Raw genomic sequence first — 21,618 nt, 5'->3', positions numbered from 1 at the left:
GAAAGGAGAGAGTTAAGTGGAGCTTCTATTTCTTGGTACCGGTGCTGGCGTACCATCCACGAAACGAAACGTGAGCTCATCGGCTCTGCGTCTTGAAAGCGGAGAGATATGGCTTTTCGACTGTGGTGAGGCTACACAGCATCAAATATTGACCTCAACTATCACGTTGAGTAAAATTACAAAGATTTTTATTACGCATTTACATGGCGATCACATTTTCGGCTTGCCAGGTCTACTTGGGAGTCGCTCCTTCCAGAGCGGAGAATCCGAACTAACGATCTATGGACCAGCAGGGCTAGAAGAATTTATACAAGCTTCCTTAAAAGTAAGTGGTACATACCTTCGTTACCCTCTTACCGTCATCGAGGTTAATGAGGATACTGAAATTCATATTGACGACTATACAATCCAAGTAGCTCTACTAGAGCACGGCATAACTAGTTTCGGGTATAGAATTCAAGAATCCAACAAACCAGGACGATTAGATGTAAGGAAACTTAAAAAGCTAGGCGTTCAACCAGGGCCATCTTATCGAATATTAAAAGCAGGTGGTCAGATCGAACATGATGGAAAAACGATAACACCAGAAGAGGTTACGGGGCCGCCTATAAGTGGTCGTTGTATCGTAATCTGTGGAGATACTCGGTATAGTCAAAAAACCATTACATTAGCGCGCAGAGCAGATTTACTTGTACATGAAGCAACGTTCTCGAATGAGAAAGAAACACTTGCTTACGATTATTTTCATTCTACTACTGTAGAAGCAGCGAAAATTGCGCGCGATGCAGAAGTTAGTCAGCTCGCACTTACTCACATTAGTTCACGGTATCAAGAAGAAGATCTCGATCGAATGGTAGAGGAAGCGAAAGAAATATTTCCGAACACTCAGATCGTGATGGACCATAGTTCGATAACCATCAAACAGCGTAACAAGTGAGTGGAAGAAGTTTCCTTTTAGTAAAAGACCCTAAGTAGCAGGTGAAATCACTGCTTCTTAGGGTCTTTTGTATATCTTTAGTGAAATTAATTCCAACCGCGTTCATATTGCTTAGGTGGTTCAAGTTCGGCATTCAGCTCAACTGAAGCTTTTCTTGGCCAGTATGGGTCACGTAGTAGCTCTCTCGCTAAAAACACGAGGTCTGCTCGTCCGTTTTGAATGATTTCTTCAGCTTGAAGCGGGTGAGTGATCAATCCAACTGCGCCAGTAGCGATCTTAGCGCCATGACGAATTTGTTCAGAATGCGTAACTTGGTATCCAGGATACGGATTAATCTTTGCAGGCACGATTCCACCAGTGCTACAGTCGACGAGATCCACGCCTTGCTTCTTCATTTCAGATGCAAAATAAATAAAGTCATCGATCTTATTTCCTTCTTCGTTATACTCATCTGCAGAAATACGAACAAACAACGGGCCGTCCCACACTTCTTTAACTGAATCGATGGTTCTCTGTAGGAACGTATAACGGTTTTCACGTGAGCCGCCATATTCGTCATTTCGGTTATTCGTAAGAGGGGATAGGAATTCACTGATTAAATAACCGTGAGCGCCGTGTAGCTCAATGACATCGAAGCCAGCTTCTTTCGCACGTCTAGCACCTTCCCTAAAGGCATCGATCGTTTCATTGATCTGCTGCTTGGTCATTTCTTCAGGGGTTTTCATGCCATCGTCGAATGGAATTGCCGATGGAGCAAGAATGGGGCCATCGACCCTAGCTTTTCGTCCTGCATGTGCAATTTGAATACCTACCTTTGCTCCATGTTCCTGTGAGAGGTGAACAATTTTCTTGAGACCTTCGATATGCTCATCGCTCCAGATTCCTAAGTCTTCAGGTGAAATACGCCCTTGCTTCGTAACTGCAGCGGCTTCAGTGAAGATGAGTCCTACTTTCCCCATCGCTCGTGATGTATAATGCGTATAATGAAAATCCGTAGCCTTCCCATCCTGCGCTTCGCAGGAATACATACACATAGGACTCATAACGATTCGGTTTGCAAATGTAACGTTTTTGATCGAATAAGGGGTAAATAGTGCTGCTGTCATTTCATTTTCGCTCCTTTTCATTACAATATTTGAAGTATAGCACGGATCAATTAATAAATCTGAGATCAGGATTACCTTACAATGTATTGCCAGAGCACCTTCCACCACTTGCGTCTTTCTTGAGGGATATGCTCGTTCTTCATAATTTTTAGTGCAACATCTGGAACGTCTGTAATGATGCCATCCGCTTCCCATTCCAAGAACTGTTTGATGAGCCGTTCATCGTTAATGGTATAGGGTCTTACATTAATTCCATGAGCCTGTGATGCTTTTGTAAGTGCTCGATTAACAGCACGGAATTGAGGGTGAATTGCTTTTGCTTTTATTTGTTTTGCGTAGTCCCACGGTTCCTCTAAGTTTGCCTTATAGATCGGAGCCGTTTCCACTTTCGACCATAGCTTATGAACATCGACGAGCCGGTTGTGTGCAAAGCTTGATATGACGGTGTTTTTTTCTGAACGATGTTTCTTAATGAGTGGTACGCTTTTTTCTACGAGCTCCGTATTCGTATCACTATAATACTTTAGCTCAATGTTTAACCACAGGTCAGGGAACTCGTTTGCGAAAATCAGTACTTCTTCGAGTGAAGGGATTACTTCTCCTTTGAACGATGGTGAAAACCAGCTTCCAGCATCGTGCTTTCTTAAGTCTGAAAACGATGTTTCGGTAACGATGCTTCGACCGGAAGCTGTACGCTTTAACGTCCTGTCATGAATGACGACAGGCACGTGGTCACTAGAAAGCTGGATGTCAAGTTCAATCCCTCCGGCACCTAGCTCAACAGCTCGTTTAAATGCACTCATCGTATTCTCTGGACACTGTTTACTTGCGCCTCGGTGTGCAAAGATAATCGTCATGTTTTCCTCCATTCTTGCTGGTCTTTTCGAGAGCAGTATGTATAAAATATTATATACAGTTTAAATGTTTTAAAAAGTCTTTCGATTCTCATATAACCTACCAAAAACGGGTTTCATTTGCAAAACGATAGAGAGATGAAGGAGGGCATTCTCATGGGAAAATGGCAAACAAAAGAGACGCTACTTTACTTGTTAACAAGACTAGTTGATCACCAAAGCGTCACAGGATCTTATCCTGAAATAGCACTTGCCGAATATATCCATCTACAGCTGCAAGACCTCCCTTACTTTAAGAAAAATCCCGAGCAGCTTGCTCTTCACCCAACAAGTGATGGCCGTTTTTTTGTAACTGGTCTAGTAAAGAATGGAACATCGAGGAAAACTGTTATCTTGATCAGCCACTTTGATGTTGTCGACGTTGAAGATTATGGACAGTGGAAGAACCTTGCGTTCAGCCCGTATGATCTAACTGAAGAATTTTATAAAAATAGCGATAAGCTGCCACTTGATGTCCAACAAGACCTCAATCATGGAGAATGGTTGTTCGGACGTGGAGTCATGGATATGAAATCTGGTTTAGCTCTACAAATGAGTATGTTAGAAAAAGCCAGCCTTGGAGAATTCGATGGCAATATTCTACTCTTGACTGTACCAGATGAAGAAGCGAATTCGATTGGCATGATCGAAGCTGTTCCTATTCTTGTCGAACTTGCAGAACAATATGATTTGAAGTATACAGCCTGCTTAAACTCAGAGCCGGTGTTCACTAAATATCCGGGCGACCAGAATATGTATGTCTACTCAGGATCGATCGGAAAATTGCTTCCGGGATTCTTCTGTTTTGGGCAAGAAACGCATGTAGGTGAGCCATTTTCTGGATTGAATGCAAATTATATGGCTGCAGAAGTTACAAGGGAGCTCGAGCTAAATCAGGATTTTAGTGAAATTGTTGAAGGGGAAGTCACGCCGCCTCCTACAAATTTGATGCAAAAAGATTTGAAGGAAGAGTATTCTGTACAGATTCCCCATGTAGGTGTCACGCTTTTTAATGTGCTTGGAATGGAGAGCAGTATTCAGGAGATAACCGATAAATTATTTAAGTCTGCAGAAAAAGCAGCTAAGCGAATCGAGACCCACTATTTAGATCGAGCTCGTTCATTCTCTAAGCTTCAGTCCTTTCGACCTGAACCATTCCACGTACGCGTCCTCTCCTACCATCAATTGCTTAATAGAGCAGTAGAACTTTTCGGAGAGCCTGAAATTAAAAGGCGACAGGACTATATCATGGCGAACTATAAAGATCTAGGTGACCGAGATTTATCAACGAGAATGGTGTTTGACCTCGCTTCTCTATGCAAGGAGGATGGGCCGATGATCATCCTATTTTACAATCCGCCTTTCTATCCTGCAGTCTCTTCGCGTAATGATACGTTTATCCAAGAAACGATCAAAGAGGTCATCTCATATAGCGCGAACAAGCACAATGTTGTATTGAAGCATCAGAACTATTTCCCGGGACTATCTGATCTTAGCTTCGTTGGCCTTGAAAGGACAAAAGAAACAATTAAACCATTGAGTGATAACATGCCGTTGTTTGGACAATCATATAACCTTCCATTGGAAGCACTCGAGCAATTAAAAGTGCCTGTCATGAACCTTGGACCTAAAGGGAAAGATGCACACAAATGGACTGAAAGGTTAGAATTAACATACTCATTCGAAACACTATTAGATATGCTTCCATTCACGATTAAACAATTGCTGCGGTAATGTCACACGACTGTCTTATTAACAAACGTATGGGTATACTTTAATGAAAAGGGAGTATCGTTTTAATAAGAGAGGTGTGAAGAGGGTGAAGGAAACGACATTTGTCATTAAGGGAATGACCAGTCATCAATGTAAGTCTTCTATTCGAAGTGCATTACTCGACTTAACCGGCGTGGTTGCTGTTGAAGTTTACCTTGATGAAGGGAAAGGCGTCGTAGCATATGATGAAAAGGAAGTAAGCGTAAATGAGCTCACTTCTACCATCAAAAAGAGAGGGTATGAAGTGAATTAAAGCTCCAACTCAATAGTGTCGATCGACCAGCTGAGGTTTGGCTGGTTTTTTTGAGACGTCATCTGCGTTAACTAAGCTGGATGGTTCCGGTTTATTTATAAAAGTGGATTAAATATGTCTTAAAATAAACAGGTAATTCATGTAAACTGTAAGATGATGTTTCCAACCGCCTTTCGTTAAGTGGTTGTTCAAAGGAGATACCGTTATGAATATCATATCTATTTTACTTGGAATTCTGTTTGTTCTTAACTTAGTGTTAGCAGCCGTCGTTATTTTTCTTGAGCGAAAAGATGCTGGTGCAACATGGGCCTGGTTGATGGTATTACTTTTTATCCCTCTCCTAGGCTTTATTATGTACTTAATTTTTGGACAAAACTTAAGTAGACGGAGGCTCTTTGATTGGGAGAACATTAAAAAAGTAGGCATCGAAGACCTTATCCAAGAACAGGTCAGTGAGATTAAAGAAGGCATCTACCCTTTTCGCCACGAAGAAATTGCGAGGCACAAGGACATTATCTACATGCACCTTGTTAACGATGATGCTGTGCTTACACAAGATAACGATATAAAAGTGTTTACGGATGGTGAAGAAAAGTTTGAAGCTGTCTTACGTGATATTGAGAATGCGAAAGATCATATCCATTTTCAGTATTATATCTTTCGCAAAGATAATCTTGGAAGAAAAATTGCTCAAAAGCTAACCGAAAAAGCACGAGAAGGTGTTAAAGTCAGGGTTCTTTACGATGAGATGGGCTCAAGAAGAACAAGGAAACGTTTTTTCCGAGAGCTGATTGAGGCTGGCGGAGAAGTCGAAGTGTTCTTCCCTTCACGAATACCATATGTAAACCCACGTTTGAACTATCGCAATCATAGAAAACTTGTTATTATAGATGGCCGTATCGGCTATGTAGGTGGGTTTAACGTTGGTGATGAATACCTTGGCCTTAACAAGAAGTTTGGCTATTGGAGAGACACGCATCTTCGAATGGAAGGAAGTGCAACTCATGCCATGCAGACGAGGTTCCTTCTTGATTGGAACCATGCAGCGCGTAATAAAGTGGGATACGAAGCAAATTACTTTCCTGTTTTACCGACGATTGGAGACGCTGGCGTACAGATCGTAAGCTGTGGTCCAGACTCAGAATGGGAGCAGATCAAAAACGGCTATATCAAATTAATCTCCTCAGCCAAAAGAACGGTTTACATTCAGACACCGTATTTTATTCCTGATGCAAGTTTGCTCGATGCGCTTCGGATTGCGGCTCTAAGTGGAGTTGATGTCAGACTCATGATACCGAATAAGCCTGATCATATGTTTGTTTACTGGGCAACGTATTCATATGTTGGTGAGCTCTTAAAAGCAGGAGCAAGGATCTACATTTACCAAAACGGTTTTATCCATGCAAAGACCATTTCGGTAGATGGTGAAATATCATCCGTAGGGACAGCGAATATCGACGTAAGAAGCTTTAAGCTGAATTTTGAAGTGAACGCCTTTATTTATAATGAACATATCGCCAAGCAGCTAGAAAAAACGTTCTTAGAAGATATGAGTAAAAGTGATGAATTGACAGCGGAAGGATATTACGATCGCTCAACGTGGATAAGGTTTAAAGAATCTATATCAAGATTGCTTTCTCCAATTCTATAGTAAGCCGTATGAGAGGTACCATTTATGGTGCCTCTTTTTTATACAAAAAATGTTCATGAAAAATTTAAATAATTCAAACTCTGTAGAACAACATGACAAGATGATGTGTTAAAATGATTGGGAAGATAAGGAAAATATTGAAGGGAGAGGCACGAATTGATAAAGAAAAACATAAAAAAGACACATGTGCCTTTTCGATTAAATATACTATTCCTCTGTGTTTTTCTTTTGTTTTCTGCTCTTGTGTTGCGGTTAGGTGTCATTCAAATCGTACAGGGTGAAGATTTTGAGCGACTGACGGAACAAACAGAGAACGTGACGGCGAAATCATCTGCGCCAAGAGGGAAGATGTTTGATCGTTATGGTAGAGTCCTTGTAGATAATGAACCTACGTTTACCCTTACATATATTCGTACTCAGAATACCAAATCGAACGAAAGGTTAGAGGTAGCGAGAAAGCTAGCGAACTTTATTGAAGTAGAAACGGACAACGTTACGGAACGAGACCTGAAAGACTACTGGATTTTAACGCAGCCTGACAAAGCGAAGGCAAAGCTCTCTGACAAGGAATGGGGCGAGCTCCAACCGAAAGACGCCTACCAGCTACAAATTGATCGCATCGATGAGAAAGATTTGAAGGAAATAACCGAAGATCCAGAAGAAATGAAGGTTGCTGCGATCAAACGTGAGATGGACACAGGCTATGCGCTGTCTTCTCAATCGATAAAAAAGGGTCTTACACGTGAAGAAATCGCGACTGTGAGTGAAAATCTAGATATCCTTCCAGGTGTAGACATCCAAGCGGACGCTGAGCGTATTTATCCTTATGGCAACACCCTTGAAACGATGTTCGGAAACCTTGGGCAGATTCCTCAAGAAAATATCGATACCTATAAAATGAGAGGTTACGATCATAACGATCTTGTAGGGGTCAGTTACCTTGAAAAAGAATATGAAGAATTATTAAAAGGTCAAAAAGCAAAAAAAAAATATATTACCGACAAATCTGGTAAACCGATTGGCGAACCGGTCGTAACACCTGGTAAGCGAGGAAACGATCTTGTACTAACGGTGGATATTGATTTGCAGAAGGAGCTTGAATCTATTCTTGCAAACGAGCTACGAGGGGCGAGAGCGAGTGGCAATCCTAGCGCTGATCGCGCTTATGCCATAGCGATGGACCCGATGACAGGCGACATCTTAGCATTTGGTGGAACGAAATACGACTCGAGTGAAAATGACTATATCGAGTATTCCTATGGCACGCTTTCAGAAGCGTACGAAATGGGGTCTGCTGTCAAAGGTGCATCTGTTTTAACGGGGTATGAGACTGGAGTTATCGGGCATGGAACGGTTCTATACGATACACCCATCCAAATCCCTATGACACCAACAAAAGCTTCTTACACGAACATGGGATACGTTAACGATTTAACCGCACTCGAACGCTCTTCTAACGTGTACATGTTCCGGATCGCGATGATGATTGCGGGCTACGACTATCAGCCGAATACGGGTGGAATTCCATGGAATCCCAGTGCTTATGACACGGTCAGGTACAATTTTAATCAGTTTGGGCTTGGAAAGAAAACAGGAATCGATATGCCGATCGAAACGTCTGGAATCAACGGTGGATATAATGTTCTTGGTAAACTTATGGACTTGATGATTGGACAGTTCGATACGTATACGCCTTTGCAAATGGCTCAATACATTTCCACAATCGCCAATGGTGGAAACCGAATTCAGCCACACTTTCTAAAAGAAGTTCATGAGCCATCAAACGTGAGTGGACTTTCAAACATTGTTGTTGAGCAGTTCGATACGAATGTGTTAAACACCATACAGATGAGCAACAGCGATATCGATAGAGTCCGAAATGGCTTACGGCTTGTAACGAATGGGAACAGAGGAACGGCAAGAAATGAATTTAGTGGTACAAGTTATTCACATGCGGGGAAAACTGGGACTGCACAGGTGAAGGATGATCGCTATAATCTCTCATTTGTTGGTTTTGCGCCATACGATAATCCTGAGATCGCCATCTCTGTCATCGTTCCGAACATGAACGATGATGGTAATCATGTGAATACACGTATCGGAAGACAACTTTTTGACGCATATTTTGATCTGAAAGATAAGCCTAAGCCTTCAGCCCCTGAAAGTAATGCTGAAGAGGAAGAGTGAAATTAACAACCCCTCACCAACGTGGTGAGGGGTTGTTTGTTAAATAAGTCCTAATGCATCAAGCATAACGGCAAGGATTAAGAGTGGCGCACCGAAACGGATAAGATAATACCACGTTTCGAACAGTCCTTTTTTAAGTCCTCCTCCACGTTTAAGCTCCTCATATAAATCCGTCTTTTTCATTTTTAGTGGAACGAAAATTGCGATCAATAATGAGCCTAGAGGGAGTAAGATGTTGCTGACTGTATAATCAGCAAGGTCAAAAATGGTTTTTCCAAATAGCGTTACATCTCCTAGTACACCGTATGAGAGGGCGGAAGGAACTCCTACAACAAAGATAGCAAGACCGATGATCCACGCCCATTTTTTACGCTTTTCTAAATCTCCTTTTGAAATAACAGATACGATAATTTCAAGCATTGAAAATGCAGATGTCAGTGCTGCAAATAAGAAAAGTACTAAAAACGCAATGAAAAACAGCATGCCGAACGGCAGTTGACTGAAGACAGTCGGTAATACATTGAACAACAGTACGGGACCAGCACCTGGTTCAAGTCCAAACGAAAAGACTGCTGGGAAAATTGCGAGCCCGGCTAGTAGCACGATAAGAATATTCAAAGACACGATCGACATCGCTGAACGTGGTAAACTTTGAGTTTTTGGTAAATAAGAGCTGTACGTCACCATAACAGAGACGCCGACGCTCAGTGTAAAGAACGATTGTCCCATTGCTTCTAGGATGGTTTGAGACGTTACTTTCGTGAAGTCAGGCTGTAGTAAAAATTGTATGCCTTCCATTGCTCCATCGAGTGTGACAGCTCTTAGCACTAAAATGATAAAAAGAATGAAAAGTGCTGGCATCATGATTTTGCTTGCCTTTTCAATCCCTTTCTCTACTCCTCTTGAAACGACGAATATCGTCATCAAAATAAAGAGGAGCTGGACACCAACACTGATAAGTGGATTTGCGATCGTTGATCCAAAAATCTGCATGTATTCATCAGAGGATAGTCCATACATTTGCCCGGTTATCGCCTTATAGAGATAAACGATGATCCATCCGCCAACAACGCTATAGAAAGAAAGTAAAATAAACGAAGTAACCATACCTAGAATACCGACGCGATACCATTTTGACTGAGGGGCGATCGTCTTGTAGGAATCTACCGCATTGCTTTGAGCGGTTCGACCAATCGAGAACTCAGCAAGAAGAAGAGGTAGTCCTAGTATTAAAGTAAATAAAATAAAGATGAGGAAAAATGCGCCTCCTCCGTTTTGTCCAGCTGTATAAGGGAATTTCCAAATTGCGCCGAGGCCGATTGCGGATCCTGCAGCAGCTAAAATAAAGCTCAGTCTTGATGACCATTGTTCTTTCTGACTCATACTTTTCTCCTTTCATTCATGGGTAAAGACTCGCTGCAATAAAAAATCGTCCCTACGGAATCCGTAGGGACGATTGAATATCGCGGTACCACCCTGGTTGTGAGAAAAATCTCACCACTTTGTATGTTTAACGATCTTCACCGTCTTTTGCCGAAGCAAAAGAAGCTCCAGAAATGAAATTCACCGTTCCTTTATGCACCGATTCGCAGCGACCATCGGCTCTCTTTTCCAGGGAAAGGGAGGCTACTAAGTTTCCTTCAAAGCAATTTCATGTGTAGTTGGTTATACAATTTTTATCATGAACAAGAGGGAGTGTCAATCATGTTTTTTCTTAAATCTCTTATATTTCGCTTAATCCTGTTCATCCTTGTTGTGATCTTCTTCCTCGAAATGAGCGTCCACAGGTCCTTTTTGCTTTCTGTCTTTCTTTTTTCTTCTTAGCGTTTGTAATATTTTTTTGTAATTTAATGAATACACTTTTGGCTCATAGTGCTCAGAAGCTCTAATGTCTTGAGAAGATGCTCTCATAAATGACCAGCCGAGCATAATCATGATAAAGAGTAGTGGAAACCCTCCAACGATACTTGCGGTTTGAAGTGTACCGAGGCCGCCTATGAACATTAACGTGAGTGGCATCAAACATAATGCGAATGCCCAGAATAGTCTGTTCCAACGTATCGGCTCATCTTCCACTTCTTTTTGTACTACCGAAGCGAGAATATAGGAACTCGAATCAAATGTTGTCGCAAGAAAGATAATCGCTAGCACCGTAAATACAAAGATCATCAGCCACGGTAATGGGAGCTGTCCGATCGTTTCTAGAATTGCTCTTGGTGCTCCTTCATCGTTCAATACGCTGATCACATCGAATTTACCTGTAAGTTGCATGTGAAGCCCGTAGTTTCCAAGGATACCGAAAAACAACAAGCTTCCGAAAGTTCCGTATGAAATCGTACCAAGAATCATCTGTTTAATTGAACGTCCTCTAGAGATCTTTGCTACGAAAAGCCCAACAAACGGAGCGTAAACGAGCCACCATGCCCAGTAAAACACTGTCCAGCTTTCAGGGAAACCGGTCTTTTCATATGGACCAAGAGTATTATACGGCTCTGTCCACGTGCTCATATGAAAGAAGTTATCCATCAAGAGACCGATACTATTCGTTGTTGTCTCAACGAGAAATCGTGTTGGTCCGAAGATCAATACGAATAGCAATAGGAATATGGCTAAAACGAGGTTCAAGTCAGAAAGAACTTTTATTCCTTTTCTAAGGCCAGAATAGGCGCTTATTGCAAAGATTAAAGTGACGAGAACGAGTATCATTGTCTTTAAGACCATGTTTACAGGGAGTCCTGTCAACATATTGATCCCTTCAGCAATCATCGGCGTCCCAAGAGCGAGAGTAGTTCCCGCACCACCTAGTAGTCCAAACATGAATAATACATCGATGATTGTACCTAAAGGTCCGTCAGCAAGATTTCCGATTAAAGGTCTCGTCGCCTCGCTTATTTTAAGGACAGGCTTTTTTCTAACGTAATAGAAATACGCGATGGGTAGAGCTGGTAATGTATAGATTGCCCATGCGATCGGTCCCCAGTGAAAGATACCGTATGTACTAGCCCACAGTATGGCGTCCTTCGTACCTGGTTCAAGTCCAAATGGTGGCCCTTGAAAGTAATAAGCCCATTCAATCGTTGCCCAGTAAAGAATACTCGAACCTATACCTGCACAAAAAAGCATCCCCGCCCATGAAAAGTTATTAAATTCCGGGCGTTCACCTTCGTCTCCGAGTCGTACCCGGCCATTCTCACTAAATGCAACATATATCAAGAATAAAAATATTCCGAGTCCAACAAGTAAATAGAGGACACCAAACCTTGTCGTCATAAATGTATTTGCTTTATCAACGACCACTTTACCAGCTTCAGGAAAAAGAACGAGTGGAACAGTTACTAGTAACAACAAGAATAGCGCTCCGAAAAACGTAGGCCAATCGATTAACCGTTTGTTCATCAACTTTAACTCCTTTACGAGAACTTGTGCCGTTTTAGTTTTAGTTAACTTGTGCATTTTATTCGCAGGTGAGTGGGAGAGCGGTGAAATGAAGAGATATTTGTTATGATGGAGAAGAAATCGTTAGGTTAAAGTGAGGGAGCTTTGTGGAAAGGTTTACTGAAAACGCAGTTCGCATTATAAAAGAAATTCCGCGAGGACGTGTGATGACATACGGTCAAATCGCCAGGATAGCGGGGAGTCCGAGAGGTGCAAGACAAGTCGTTCGGATCCTACATTCTATGAGTAAGAAGCATGGGTTACCATGGCATCGAGTGATCAATGCAAAAGGGGAAATCGGTTTACGTGAAGAAGAAGGCGTGTTCATACAACGAGTAGCTTTAGAAGACGAAGGAATAACGTTTTCTGAGAATAATAAGGTGAGCTTGAATAAATACCAGCATCACCCGGATGAAGAAGCACATGAAAAATGACTCCCTTGGTAGGGAGTCATTTCTATTAGCTATTTACTGTTTTCGATACAAGAGATCAATCGGTCTTCAATGTCTAGACCGATGCCTTTAAGTCGATCATCTTCAGTTAGATCGAGCAAGGTGGTTGGTTTCGGCATGCCTATTTTTGTTAGGCCATTATCTTCATAAACGACGATTTTACATGGAAGAAAATACCCTACGGTTTTATTTTCTTTAAGAACACGATCAGCTTCCTTCGGGTTACATACCTCTAATACGCGAAAAGGTGTATTGAATTCCATTCCTTTTTCCTGGAGCTTTGAAGTTAAATCAAAGTCCCAAAGCACCCCGAAACTTTCTTCTTGTAATGAAGCACTTAAATCCTCCACTGCTTTATCAATCGTCTTCGTCGTGTCAATTGTGTAATGAAAACTCACTATGAAATCTCCCTTCTTGTACGTTTTGCATCTACTCGTTCTATACCCTGTAACGTATAGATTAAACGGACAATATTAAAAGAAATGACACGACTACTTAAATGAACTTATTTAGACATTTTAAACGCAGCATTAAGCTGTCCGCGAATCATCTCATCTCTAATCTTACCTTTATCCTTTTGCTTATCTTTTTTGTACATTTTCTTTATTTCGAACGTTTGCATGCCATCTTCAATTTGGTTTGCGATGTCCATGAGTTTTTCCACATCGTTAAATGAAAACTTTCTCGTGCCTCCGCCTGATCGTTCAGGAAGAATTAATCCTCTTTCTTCGTAATACCGGATTTTGCGGAGTGATAAACCTGTTAATTCACTGACTGATCCGATCGGAAGAACTTTTTTCTCTTTGTAAGACATTATTATTCACTCCCACGCTCTCGTTCATATTGTTGTAATGGTTTCATATACTATAAAATTCATCTATCAAACTCATAATCTTCTATTTAGTATAGCATACACGACAACGATTCGTCAGAAGGGTGTTAGAATATCTAACATATTGTATGAGTTGGTTTGAAAGAGTGTGTCAGAAAAGGTGTCATGCACCTTGAGAAACAGTCACAAAGGTGGGAGAATAAAATTGTGCAAACGGTTGTACGGATTTTTATTAGGAGGTGGCTAATTGAAGTCTCAACAAACCTTTCTATTAACTGAAAAGATAACGACAGCCTTTTTGATGCATGTGGTAAAGACTGCAAACCTTTTTTCAAGCTACATCGTTGTTGAAATCTCTAATACCACTTTAAATGTTAAGAGCTTATTGAGCATGAGTGCTTTGAATGGTTACAGAGGATCACTAGTTGTTATCGCTGTCGGTACAGATAGTAAAGAGGCATTAGAGACGTTAAGTAATTATTTCTTAGAACTTCAAAAAAGAACGATATAACATGGCAGTCGTGCTTACACTCTCTTTTCTTTAATGAGTGAGTGACCGAGTTCTTCTGAACGTTTTCTAGCACCTGTGATGCTTTCTAGAACGGCTTCGTCGAACTTATAGTTTTTTAAAATCGACAGTCCGGCATGAGTAGTTCCACCAGGGCTGGTCACTTTCTCCCTAAGAAGAGAAGGGGATTGCTTCGTTTGGCTCAACATCATTGCAGCACCTGTCATCGTTTGGATAATTAAGTCACGAGCGGTTTCTTTATCTAATCCATTCAGGTTCGCTGCTCTCTCCATACATTCGACCATGTAGTAAAAATATGCAGGGCCGCTTCCAGATAAACCTGTCACCGTGTCTAGTTGATCTTCTGACACATGAACGATGGTGCCGATCGTTTCGAATAGACTCGCAGCAAAACTCTCCTGTTCAGTGTTGCTATAGTGTCCAGATGAAATAGCTGTAGCAGAAAGGCCGATTGCTGCAGATGTATTTGGCATCGCTCTTATCACTGGTATGTTCGGTCCAATGCACGCTTCAATATAGGTTGTTGTAATCCCGGCAATAACAGATATGATCAGGTGATTTTCCGTAACATAAGGCTTTAAGCTCATAAGTGCATTCTCGGCATCTTTTGGTTTCATAGCCAGAATGATAACGTCCGACTTCGTTACGATGTTTTCATAGTCCTGCGTCGTCTCAACGTTATATTTGACTTGTAAATCTTCAAGTCTTTTGATATCGATGCGGTTTAGCAGTATGATTTGCTCTGGCGTAATGAATGTTTTTGCAATCATACCTTCGATCATCGATTCGGCCATCGATCCGGCTCCGAGAAAACCTATGTGCAGCGAGTTCATGATACCCTTTCCTCTCCTTTCAATCTAAAACGCCCACTCATCCTATAGTTAAAGGACGAATGGGCGTAATCCGTGGTACCACCTTCATTTGATATCTAAGATATCCTCAAAACCCCTATAACGTGGGGGGACGGCCGTGTTTCCACAGCTAGCTCATGGGTAGGTTCAAAGTTTGCAGGTAGTAAGGAATCTTTCAGCCCTTGGATTCCTCTCTCTGAACTATGCTTTTACTTCTACTATTCCCGTTCGTAGCTAAAGGTCGTTTAGTTTTACATAGTATGCTACGAATTAAAAAAATTGTCAATGAGTTTTTATAATTTTCTGACTTAATTATACTGATATAATGACAAAAAGTAGGATGAAGAGTAGAATGGAGTTAGGAAATCAAGGATAGGCGGTGGAGCGATGAATGCGACGATGGCAGATGAAATACTCTCCTTCACAGTACCGACGCCATTTTTAGTCGGGCCTGTGAATTGTTTTTTAATCAAGGGTGATGCGGTAACACTGGTTGATACAGGTCCCAGAACATCACGAGCGAAAGAAGTTCTTGTATCGCAGCTGAAGGACCATGGGTTTTCTTTGGAAGACGTTGATCAAGTGATTTTAACACATCATCACCCTGATCATATCGGGTTAGCGGGATTGATGAGAGAGATGGGTAAGAACGTGCTTGGTCACTGGAAAAATGATCGTTGGCTTGAAATGAAAGATAGCTTTTTGCAAGAGCACGAGATGTTTATGAGAGGCATCTATCAAAGTGCGGGCGTCCATGATCGTTTTTTACATCATGTCCATGATGTAAAAGAATATCTCTCCTTTACAGATCGGGCTACGTGTGATGTCCACCTTACTGAAGGCGATGAGGTTCCTGGCTGTAAGGGATGGAAGGTAATCGAAACTCCTGGTCATGCACAGAGTCATATTTCTCTTCTCCATGAACAGACTGGAACGATGATAGCAGGGGATCACCTCATTAAGAATATCTCATCGAATCCTATACTGGAGCCTCCGTACAACGGGGAGCCAAATCGTCCGAAGCCACTGCTGCAACAGCGCGAATCGTATTACAAAACGCTAGAATTAGCACCGTCTTTTGTTTATACAGGCCACGGTGATCCGATTGAAGATGTCGAGGTGTTAATCAAGGATCGTCTGCGACAGCAGGAAGAACGAGCCAAGAAAGTTGGAGCGTTATTAAAACAAGAGCCGCTAACCGCTTTTCAAGTTTGTCAAAAGCTGTTTCCAGGTATTTATAAGAAGCAGATTGGTCTTACTCTTTCTGAGACCATCGGTCAGTTAGATTACTTACAATCTGAAGGGATGATAACTCAAGTTAAAAGTGGAGAAGTCGATCTCTATAGACATCAATAATCGTTAGGAGAGAGTCATGAAGAATATTAAGAACAAAGTTATACTTATAACCGGGGCTTCAAGTGGAATAGGCCGCCAGTTAGCTCTGGATTTAGCTAAAGAAGGCGCAAGACTTATCCTCGTCGCGCGAACCGAGGAAACGTTGCTTAGGTTGAAAGAGCAAATTGAATCGGAAGGTGGCTATCCTCCTGCCGTATGGCCGATGGATGTTGGAGATGGGGAGAGAGTTGATCAACTCCTTCCTCAATTATTAAAAGAAATGCCTCCGATCGACATTCTGATCAATAACGCTGGCTTCGGTAAGTTTGACAATTTCGTCGATGCCGATATGAAAGAAATCGAGACGATGTTCGATGTGAACGTCATAGGATTGATGAGATTTTGCGCGAATGTTTTACCAGGCATGGTAGAAGCGAAAAAAGGCCTAGTCATCAATGTTGCTTCACAAGCTGGAAAAATCGCGACACCTAAATCAGCTGCTTACTCCGCTACAAAGCATGCGGTCCTTGGGTTTTCAAATAGCTTAAGGTTAGAGATGAAGCCTTATGGAATCAACGTAATGACCGTCAATCCTGGGCCGATTAAGACTAATTTCTTTGAAGTGGCTGACAGCAGTGGCAATTATACAAAGAACGTAGAAAAAATGATGCTGACTCCTGAAAAGGTTTCGGGTGAGATCTTATCAGCTATTGAAAAAGGCAAACGAGAAGTGAACCTTCCTGGGTGGATGAATGCCGGAGCGAAGATTTATCACGCAGCCCCTGGTCTAATTGAAAAAGTGGGCGGACGATTTTTTAATCAGAAATAAACAAGGAAGCATCAATCCTTTTGATGCTTCCTTGTTTTGTTTTATCTCATCACACTACCACCAGAGATCTTTAATGACTCTCCAATAATGTTTTCGGATGCGCTCGATAAGAGGTAGATGATGCTGTTTGCTACTTCTTCTGGCTGCGTGATTCGTCCAGAAGGTAATCCTTCTTCAACCGCTTGTAATTCTTCTTCGTAACTTTTACCTTCCCGCTTTCCTTTAGCTTCTATTGCATTTCTTCCCATTTCGGTGTCGACAAATCCAGGGCATACGGCGTTAACGCGAATGCCGTGCTTGATCGCTTCGTGGGCGAATGATTGTGTGAATCCAGTTATTGCGAATTTTGATGCGCTGTATGCTGTGTTTCCGTATGTACCTCTTAATCCTGAAAGTGAAGAGAGGTTCACGATTCCACCTTTTTTACCCTCGTTACGCATGTGGTTATAAACGAGCTGCGTAAGAAGCACTGTAGCAGTGTAGTTCAGCTCCATCACGTTACGTAAATCTTCTTCCTGTAAGTGATCTAGCGTATCTCCACCGCCAATACCTGCTGAATTTACGAGTCCAGTGATCGGTCCGTTTTCCTTTGCAGCTTTCTTGATAAGATGCGAACGATCTTCTGCGTTCGTTAGGTCAGCAACAATACTCGTGACGTTTGTACTCTCCACTAGTTCCTCGCATTCTTTTTGTAATTCTGAAAGCTTTTTTTCATTACGTCCTGTAATCGTTACGGCTGCACCTGTTTGTACCGCTACTTTCGCTGTCACATATCCGATTCCACCGGTAGCTCCAGTGATCAAGATATGTTGGTTATTTAAAGCGTCTTCCTTGAATAGCTGCATGTGTTATCCTCCTTGCAAATAATTTAACGTCATCATTCCCGCTATCTCTTTACTAAAACATGAAAACAGGTAGCTTTAAGAAAAGCTACCTGAAAATGCCTTACTGTACGCCGACAGCGTCGAATGCTTGTTTAACGGATTGTACTTCTGAACTACTTGCACCGTACAAATCTGTAGCAGCTTGTACTGCTGAAGAACGCATATGACTGAAGTCGGAAGAAGCTGTTAAATATTGCGTTAACGTGCGGTAATAGATGTCACCGAGCTTGTCCTTACCGATACCTGATACGGTCACGCCATAAAATGTTCCACCTTCGCTCAGTAGGTAAGCGGCTTTGTTCATGATTCCGCTGTTGATGTGTACACCACCATTATCCTGTGTCCCCGTATAGCGTTCTGAGTAATGAGCTGGATCTCCGAATTGAGTAGGATCTGCCATAGATCGAAGCGCATCACCAGATGTCCCAGGGGTATAAATATCTTCTCCGATTAGCCAATCGGGGTTATTGTTATCATGAAATTCAACAAGCGTTCCGAATACATCAGACATCGATTCGTTCAAAGCTCCAGACTCATTTTGATAGATCAAATCGGCAGTAGTGTCCGTAACCGCGTGAGTTAGTTCGTGCGCCACGACGTCCTCTCCGCCTGATAGAGAAACGAATGTAGAGCCGTCACCGTCTCCATAAACCATCTGACTACCATTCCAGAAAGCGTTATTGTAGTCTCTGCCGTAGTGTACAGTCGATTTTAGCGGTGCGCCGTTACCATCATAACTGTCTCTATTAAAGACTTGTTTGAAATAATCATACGTTGCTCCTGCGTAGTAATGTGCATCTACTGCAGCGGCATCATAGCTCGCATGGTACTGATTATCTGAATCTGACCAAAGGGACCCAGGTAGTTTTGTTCGATTCGATGCATCATAGGTAAAGACGCCTCCACCTCTCGTCGTATCTTTTAAGTAATAGGTTGATGAAGAGAGGAGTGTGTTGAATGACTTCGTATCACCAAGGACTCCAGTGCCTGTCCCGGTTGTTGTCGTGCCAGTGATATCACCACCGCCGCCCGGTTTGCCGACACCTTGTTTTTTGGCTTCGTGAATCGCGTTGAAGCTTGTTAGCACTTCTCCTGTCACAGCATCGATAAGATAATTCCAATTTCCTGGCTCAGGGGATAGGAAGTTAAGTGTTACATGATAGGCGTAACTAGCAGTATGCCCCTGTGGATATACGACAAGGTCTGACTCTGGTTTTTGTTCGTAATCAGGCGTGAAACCAAGAGCTTCCTCCGCTTTTTTAATTGCATCTTGCTTTTTAAATTTAGCTGCCTTCTTTAGTTCTTTCTTTGATTCTAGATCTGAAATGACTTGCCCTGAGACAGCTGTTAATACGCCATCTTTATTTACGTGAACCGTTTGGGTAGAGCCGTAAACTGGCGTCCCCTCATGTAACTGTTGGAGACGAAATACGGTAAACCCGAGATCATCTTTCTCACGCGATAAAATTTCAAAGGATTGCTCGGCTGTCTTTCCGCTGAAGTTGTAGTAATCTTTGTTTTCGTTTAAGTAATCGAACAGCACCTCGTTTGGATTTTTTGCGGAGGCCTTTGTTAACTGGCCTGATACAAACGATGGTGTTTCTTTTTTGTTATGTACGTTAGTTGCTAACGATGAGGGTGGTGCAAGCATGCTTCCTACAAGCCCTGCAGATAATCCTAATGCTAAAAGTTTTTTCTTTCTCATTTGAATCCTCCTTTTATCAGATGAGAAAACCATAGCATATAAAACTAAATATTCAAATAAATTAGATAATTTTGATAATTATTACCTACTTTAAGTTAATTGGTTGTGAATCTATAGACCTAGGCAATGAAGCTTTTAGGACTAATGTATCAGTCCTTGATGTTAGGCAGGGATGATGCGAATCGGAAGAAATCGCTAATTCTCTTGGGTTGGTCACCTCTACATCTTTTGGTTGGAAGAAAGTACTTATTGATATACGAACGTATATTCGGGTAAAATACGGGTATAGATATACAGAACTAGTGTTCTTGTTTTCGATTATTTGAAAGGAGTGGTGAAGGTGGATTATTCAACGTTAAAAAAGAAAACCATTTTGTGTGTTGATATGAAAAGTTTTTATGCGAGCTGTTCTGCGGTCGAGATGGGGCTCGATCCCTTAACGTGTCATCTTGCTGTCGTGGGAGATACGGAGCGTCAGGGTAGTGTTGTTTTAGCGGCCTCGCCTGCACTAAAAAAAGATTTTAATATCCGAACAGGAAACAGGCTTTTTGAAATTCCTGATGATCCCCGTATTCATATCGTGAATGCAAGAATGTCATCCTATTTGAAGCAATCGATGGAGATCACAAGGTTATTTCATCGGTATGTTCCAAAAGAGTGTATCCATACGTACAGCGTGGATGAATCTTTTCTTCAAATCGACGGGACTGAGCGTCTTTGGGGAGGACGCTTTGAGACGGCTAATAAAATCAGGAAAGAAATCAGTGAAACGTTCGGTTTACCATGTGCGATCGGTATAGGTCCTAATATGCTGATGGCGAAGCTTTGTCTGGATTTAGAGGCCAAGAAGTATGGCGTTGCTGAATGGACGTATGAGGATATTCCTGAGAAGCTCTGGTCCATTTCGCCTCTAAGTAAGATGTGGGGGATCGGTCCGCGTCTCGAGCACACTTTAAATCGGATGGGAATTATGAATGTTGAGCAGCTCGCAAAATACCCGCTACATCTTCTTGAACAAAAATTCGGAGTGATGGGTAATCAGCTCTATCACCATGCATGGGGAGTAGACCTTTCCGACATTGGAGCTCCGATTATGCAGGGACAGATTAGCTTTGGTAAAAGTCAGATTCTACTGCGGGATTATCACGAACAAAAAGAAATCAAACACGTTATTTTGGAAATGAGTGAAGAAGTAGCGAGGCGTGCGAGGAGAGCCGGGAAAGCGGGGCGTACGATCAGCCTCGGGATCGGCTATAGTAAAGACGAAGGAGGCGGTGGTTTTCACAGGTCGAAAAGCATCGATAGCCCCACTTCCATCACACTTGAAATCTATAACGTGTGCTTGCAGCTTTTTCAGGAATTTTATAGAGGGCAAACGGTTCGGAAAATTTCAATCGCTCTTTCAAATATTTGTGATGACGAGGAAGTGCAGCTCGACCTTTTCAATATGAAACGGCCGAAGCAACGAGACCTTGGATACGTAATGGATTCGATACGGGAGAAATACGGATCCGATTCTCTGCTTCGCGCTGTTTCCTATACGAAAGCCGGTACAGCATTGCATCGAAGTAAGCTTGTCGGAGGTCACAAAGCATAGAAAGGGGTTGATAAGATGATTCGTGACCGAGGAAATATCAAATGGACATCGATGATGTTACCAGAGCATGTTAAAGAGTTAAGAGAATGGAAAGAAGAAGATCGGAGAAGAGAACAGCCTGAGCTTGATGAGCAGAAGATGGAGGAGATGAACGACACCATTTGCGAAGCGATGGCCTTTCACCAGCCGCTTACATTTCACTACTTCAAGAACGGTACGAAGAATGTGTTGACAGGATATGTTCATTATATCGACCAGCTCAATAAAGAATTGCGAATTGTTGACCTAGATGAGAAGAGGCAGAACATTCCGTTTGCAAGCCTCGTGCATATCGGTGAAGGCGACTAAGATGGTAACACTCCCCACAAC

General features: G+C 42.1%; 20 protein-coding genes and 2 other annotated features. Of the genes, 11 read left to right on the top strand and 9 right to left on the bottom strand.

Annotated features, from left to right (window positions below; translation table 11 throughout):
* Positions 1-16 precede the first annotated feature (16 nt).
* Positions 17-937: a ribonuclease Z gene (rnz, locus tag PFZ69_RS01085; RefSeq protein ID WP_270179194.1), complete on the top strand. Its 921-nt coding sequence runs from the start codon at positions 17-19 to the stop codon at positions 935-937.
* Between the two features lie 86 nt (positions 938-1,023).
* On the opposite strand, the gene namA is transcribed toward rnz, so the two are convergent.
* Entirely contained in the window at positions 1,024-2,043 is a 1,020-nt protein-coding gene (gene namA / locus PFZ69_RS01080) for an NADPH dehydrogenase NamA (RefSeq protein ID WP_270179193.1), read from the bottom strand.
* Between the two features lie 71 nt (positions 2,044-2,114).
* A complete protein-coding gene (locus PFZ69_RS01075; RefSeq protein ID WP_270179192.1) occupies positions 2,115-2,900 on the bottom strand; it encodes a glycerophosphodiester phosphodiesterase in 786 nt (261 codons plus the stop codon).
* Positions 2,901-3,053: 153 nt separating this feature from the next.
* Here PFZ69_RS01075 and PFZ69_RS01070 point away from each other — a divergent pair, with 153 nt between their 5' ends.
* The 4 genes from PFZ69_RS01070 to PFZ69_RS01055 all read left to right on the top strand — a co-directional run bounded on the left by PFZ69_RS01070 (position 3,054) and on the right by PFZ69_RS01055 (position 8,800).
* Positions 3,054-4,670 (top strand): M20/M25/M40 family metallo-hydrolase, encoded by a 1,617-nt coding sequence (locus PFZ69_RS01070; RefSeq protein WP_270179191.1) that lies wholly within the window; start codon positions 3,054-3,056, stop codon positions 4,668-4,670.
* Positions 4,671-4,755: 85 nt separating this feature from the next.
* Complete coding sequence (locus PFZ69_RS01065) at positions 4,756-4,962, top strand: heavy-metal-associated domain-containing protein (protein WP_270179190.1); 207 nt, start codon at positions 4,756-4,758, stop codon at positions 4,960-4,962.
* Between the two features lie 205 nt (positions 4,963-5,167).
* Positions 5,168-6,613: a cardiolipin synthase gene (cls, locus tag PFZ69_RS01060; protein WP_270179189.1), complete on the top strand. Its 1,446-nt coding sequence runs from the start codon at positions 5,168-5,170 to the stop codon at positions 6,611-6,613.
* A gap of 156 nt (positions 6,614-6,769) precedes the next feature.
* Positions 6,770-8,800 carry a peptidoglycan D,D-transpeptidase FtsI family protein gene (locus tag PFZ69_RS01055; protein ID WP_270179188.1) on the top strand — a complete coding sequence of 677 codons (2,031 nt, stop codon included), beginning with the start codon at positions 6,770-6,772 and terminating at the stop codon, positions 8,798-8,800.
* A 39-nt stretch (positions 8,801-8,839) separates the two neighbouring features.
* Here the strand turns inward: PFZ69_RS01055 and PFZ69_RS01050 are convergent, their stop codons facing one another.
* Positions 8,840-10,183, bottom strand: coding sequence for a sodium-dependent transporter (locus PFZ69_RS01050; RefSeq protein ID WP_270179187.1), 1,344 nt, complete (start codon positions 10,181-10,183; stop codon positions 8,840-8,842).
* Between the two features lie 62 nt (positions 10,184-10,245).
* Positions 10,246-10,453, bottom strand: a binding site (T-box leader).
* An 81-nt stretch (positions 10,454-10,534) separates the two neighbouring features.
* Entirely contained in the window at positions 10,535-12,196 is a 1,662-nt protein-coding gene (locus PFZ69_RS01045; RefSeq protein ID WP_270179186.1) for a BCCT family transporter, read from the bottom strand.
* 146 nt (positions 12,197-12,342) lie between these two features.
* Here PFZ69_RS01045 and PFZ69_RS01040 point away from each other — a divergent pair, with 146 nt between their 5' ends.
* Positions 12,343-12,669 (top strand): MGMT family protein, encoded by a 327-nt coding sequence (locus PFZ69_RS01040; protein WP_270179185.1) that lies wholly within the window; start codon positions 12,343-12,345, stop codon positions 12,667-12,669.
* Positions 12,670-12,698: 29 nt separating this feature from the next.
* On the opposite strand, the gene PFZ69_RS01035 is transcribed toward PFZ69_RS01040, so the two are convergent.
* Both PFZ69_RS01035 and PFZ69_RS01030 read right to left on the bottom strand, forming a co-directional pair.
* Positions 12,699-13,085 (bottom strand): DUF302 domain-containing protein, encoded by a 387-nt coding sequence (locus PFZ69_RS01035; protein ID WP_270179184.1) that lies wholly within the window; start codon positions 13,083-13,085, stop codon positions 12,699-12,701.
* A 107-nt stretch (positions 13,086-13,192) separates the two neighbouring features.
* Complete coding sequence (locus tag PFZ69_RS01030; protein ID WP_270179183.1) at positions 13,193-13,501, bottom strand: MerR family transcriptional regulator; 309 nt, start codon at positions 13,499-13,501, stop codon at positions 13,193-13,195.
* A 265-nt stretch (positions 13,502-13,766) separates the two neighbouring features.
* Here PFZ69_RS01030 and PFZ69_RS01025 point away from each other — a divergent pair, with 265 nt between their 5' ends.
* Positions 13,767-14,030 carry an HPr family phosphocarrier protein gene (locus PFZ69_RS01025; protein WP_270179182.1) on the top strand — a complete coding sequence of 88 codons (264 nt, stop codon included), beginning with the start codon at positions 13,767-13,769 and terminating at the stop codon, positions 14,028-14,030.
* Between the two features lie 14 nt (positions 14,031-14,044).
* Here the strand turns inward: PFZ69_RS01025 and proC are convergent, their stop codons facing one another.
* Complete coding sequence (gene proC, locus PFZ69_RS01020) at positions 14,045-14,881, bottom strand: pyrroline-5-carboxylate reductase (RefSeq protein ID WP_270179181.1); 837 nt, start codon at positions 14,879-14,881, stop codon at positions 14,045-14,047.
* Between the two features lie 48 nt (positions 14,882-14,929).
* Positions 14,930-15,140 (bottom strand) — a binding site (T-box leader).
* A 146-nt stretch (positions 15,141-15,286) separates the two neighbouring features.
* On the opposite strand from proC, the gene PFZ69_RS01015 reads away from it, so the two are divergent.
* Both PFZ69_RS01015 and PFZ69_RS01010 read left to right on the top strand, forming a co-directional pair.
* A complete protein-coding gene (locus PFZ69_RS01015; RefSeq protein WP_270179180.1) occupies positions 15,287-16,255 on the top strand; it encodes an MBL fold metallo-hydrolase in 969 nt (322 codons plus the stop codon).
* A 16-nt stretch (positions 16,256-16,271) separates the two neighbouring features.
* A complete protein-coding gene (locus PFZ69_RS01010; RefSeq protein ID WP_270179179.1) occupies positions 16,272-17,063 on the top strand; it encodes an SDR family NAD(P)-dependent oxidoreductase in 792 nt (263 codons plus the stop codon).
* 41 nt (positions 17,064-17,104) lie between these two features.
* On the opposite strand, the gene PFZ69_RS01005 is transcribed toward PFZ69_RS01010, so the two are convergent.
* Positions 17,105-17,908 (bottom strand): SDR family NAD(P)-dependent oxidoreductase, encoded by an 804-nt coding sequence (locus PFZ69_RS01005; protein ID WP_270179178.1) that lies wholly within the window; start codon positions 17,906-17,908, stop codon positions 17,105-17,107.
* A 100-nt stretch (positions 17,909-18,008) separates the two neighbouring features.
* Positions 18,009-19,652, bottom strand: coding sequence for a M4 family metallopeptidase (locus tag PFZ69_RS01000; RefSeq protein WP_442865071.1), 1,644 nt, complete (start codon positions 19,650-19,652; stop codon positions 18,009-18,011).
* Positions 19,653-20,037: 385 nt separating this feature from the next.
* Between PFZ69_RS01000 and PFZ69_RS00995 the strand changes: the two genes are divergently transcribed.
* Together PFZ69_RS00995 and PFZ69_RS00990 are read left to right on the top strand one after the other, a co-directional pair.
* A complete protein-coding gene (locus PFZ69_RS00995) occupies positions 20,038-21,249 on the top strand; it encodes a Y-family DNA polymerase (protein ID WP_270180583.1) in 1,212 nt (403 codons plus the stop codon).
* A 15-nt stretch (positions 21,250-21,264) separates the two neighbouring features.
* On the top strand, positions 21,265-21,597 hold the full coding sequence (locus PFZ69_RS00990; RefSeq protein ID WP_270179177.1) for a YolD-like family protein: 333 nt from the start codon (positions 21,265-21,267) through the stop codon (positions 21,595-21,597).
* The last annotated feature ends 21 nt before the right edge of the window (positions 21,598-21,618 follow it).

Origin of the sequence: Alkalihalobacillus sp. CinArs1 (assembly GCF_947387515.1) — a bacterium.
Classification (GTDB): domain Bacteria; phylum Bacillota; class Bacilli; order Bacillales; family Guptibacillaceae; genus Guptibacillus.
Note: the sequence above shows the minus strand (reverse complement) of the source record. Positions and strands in the feature narration are given on the sequence as shown.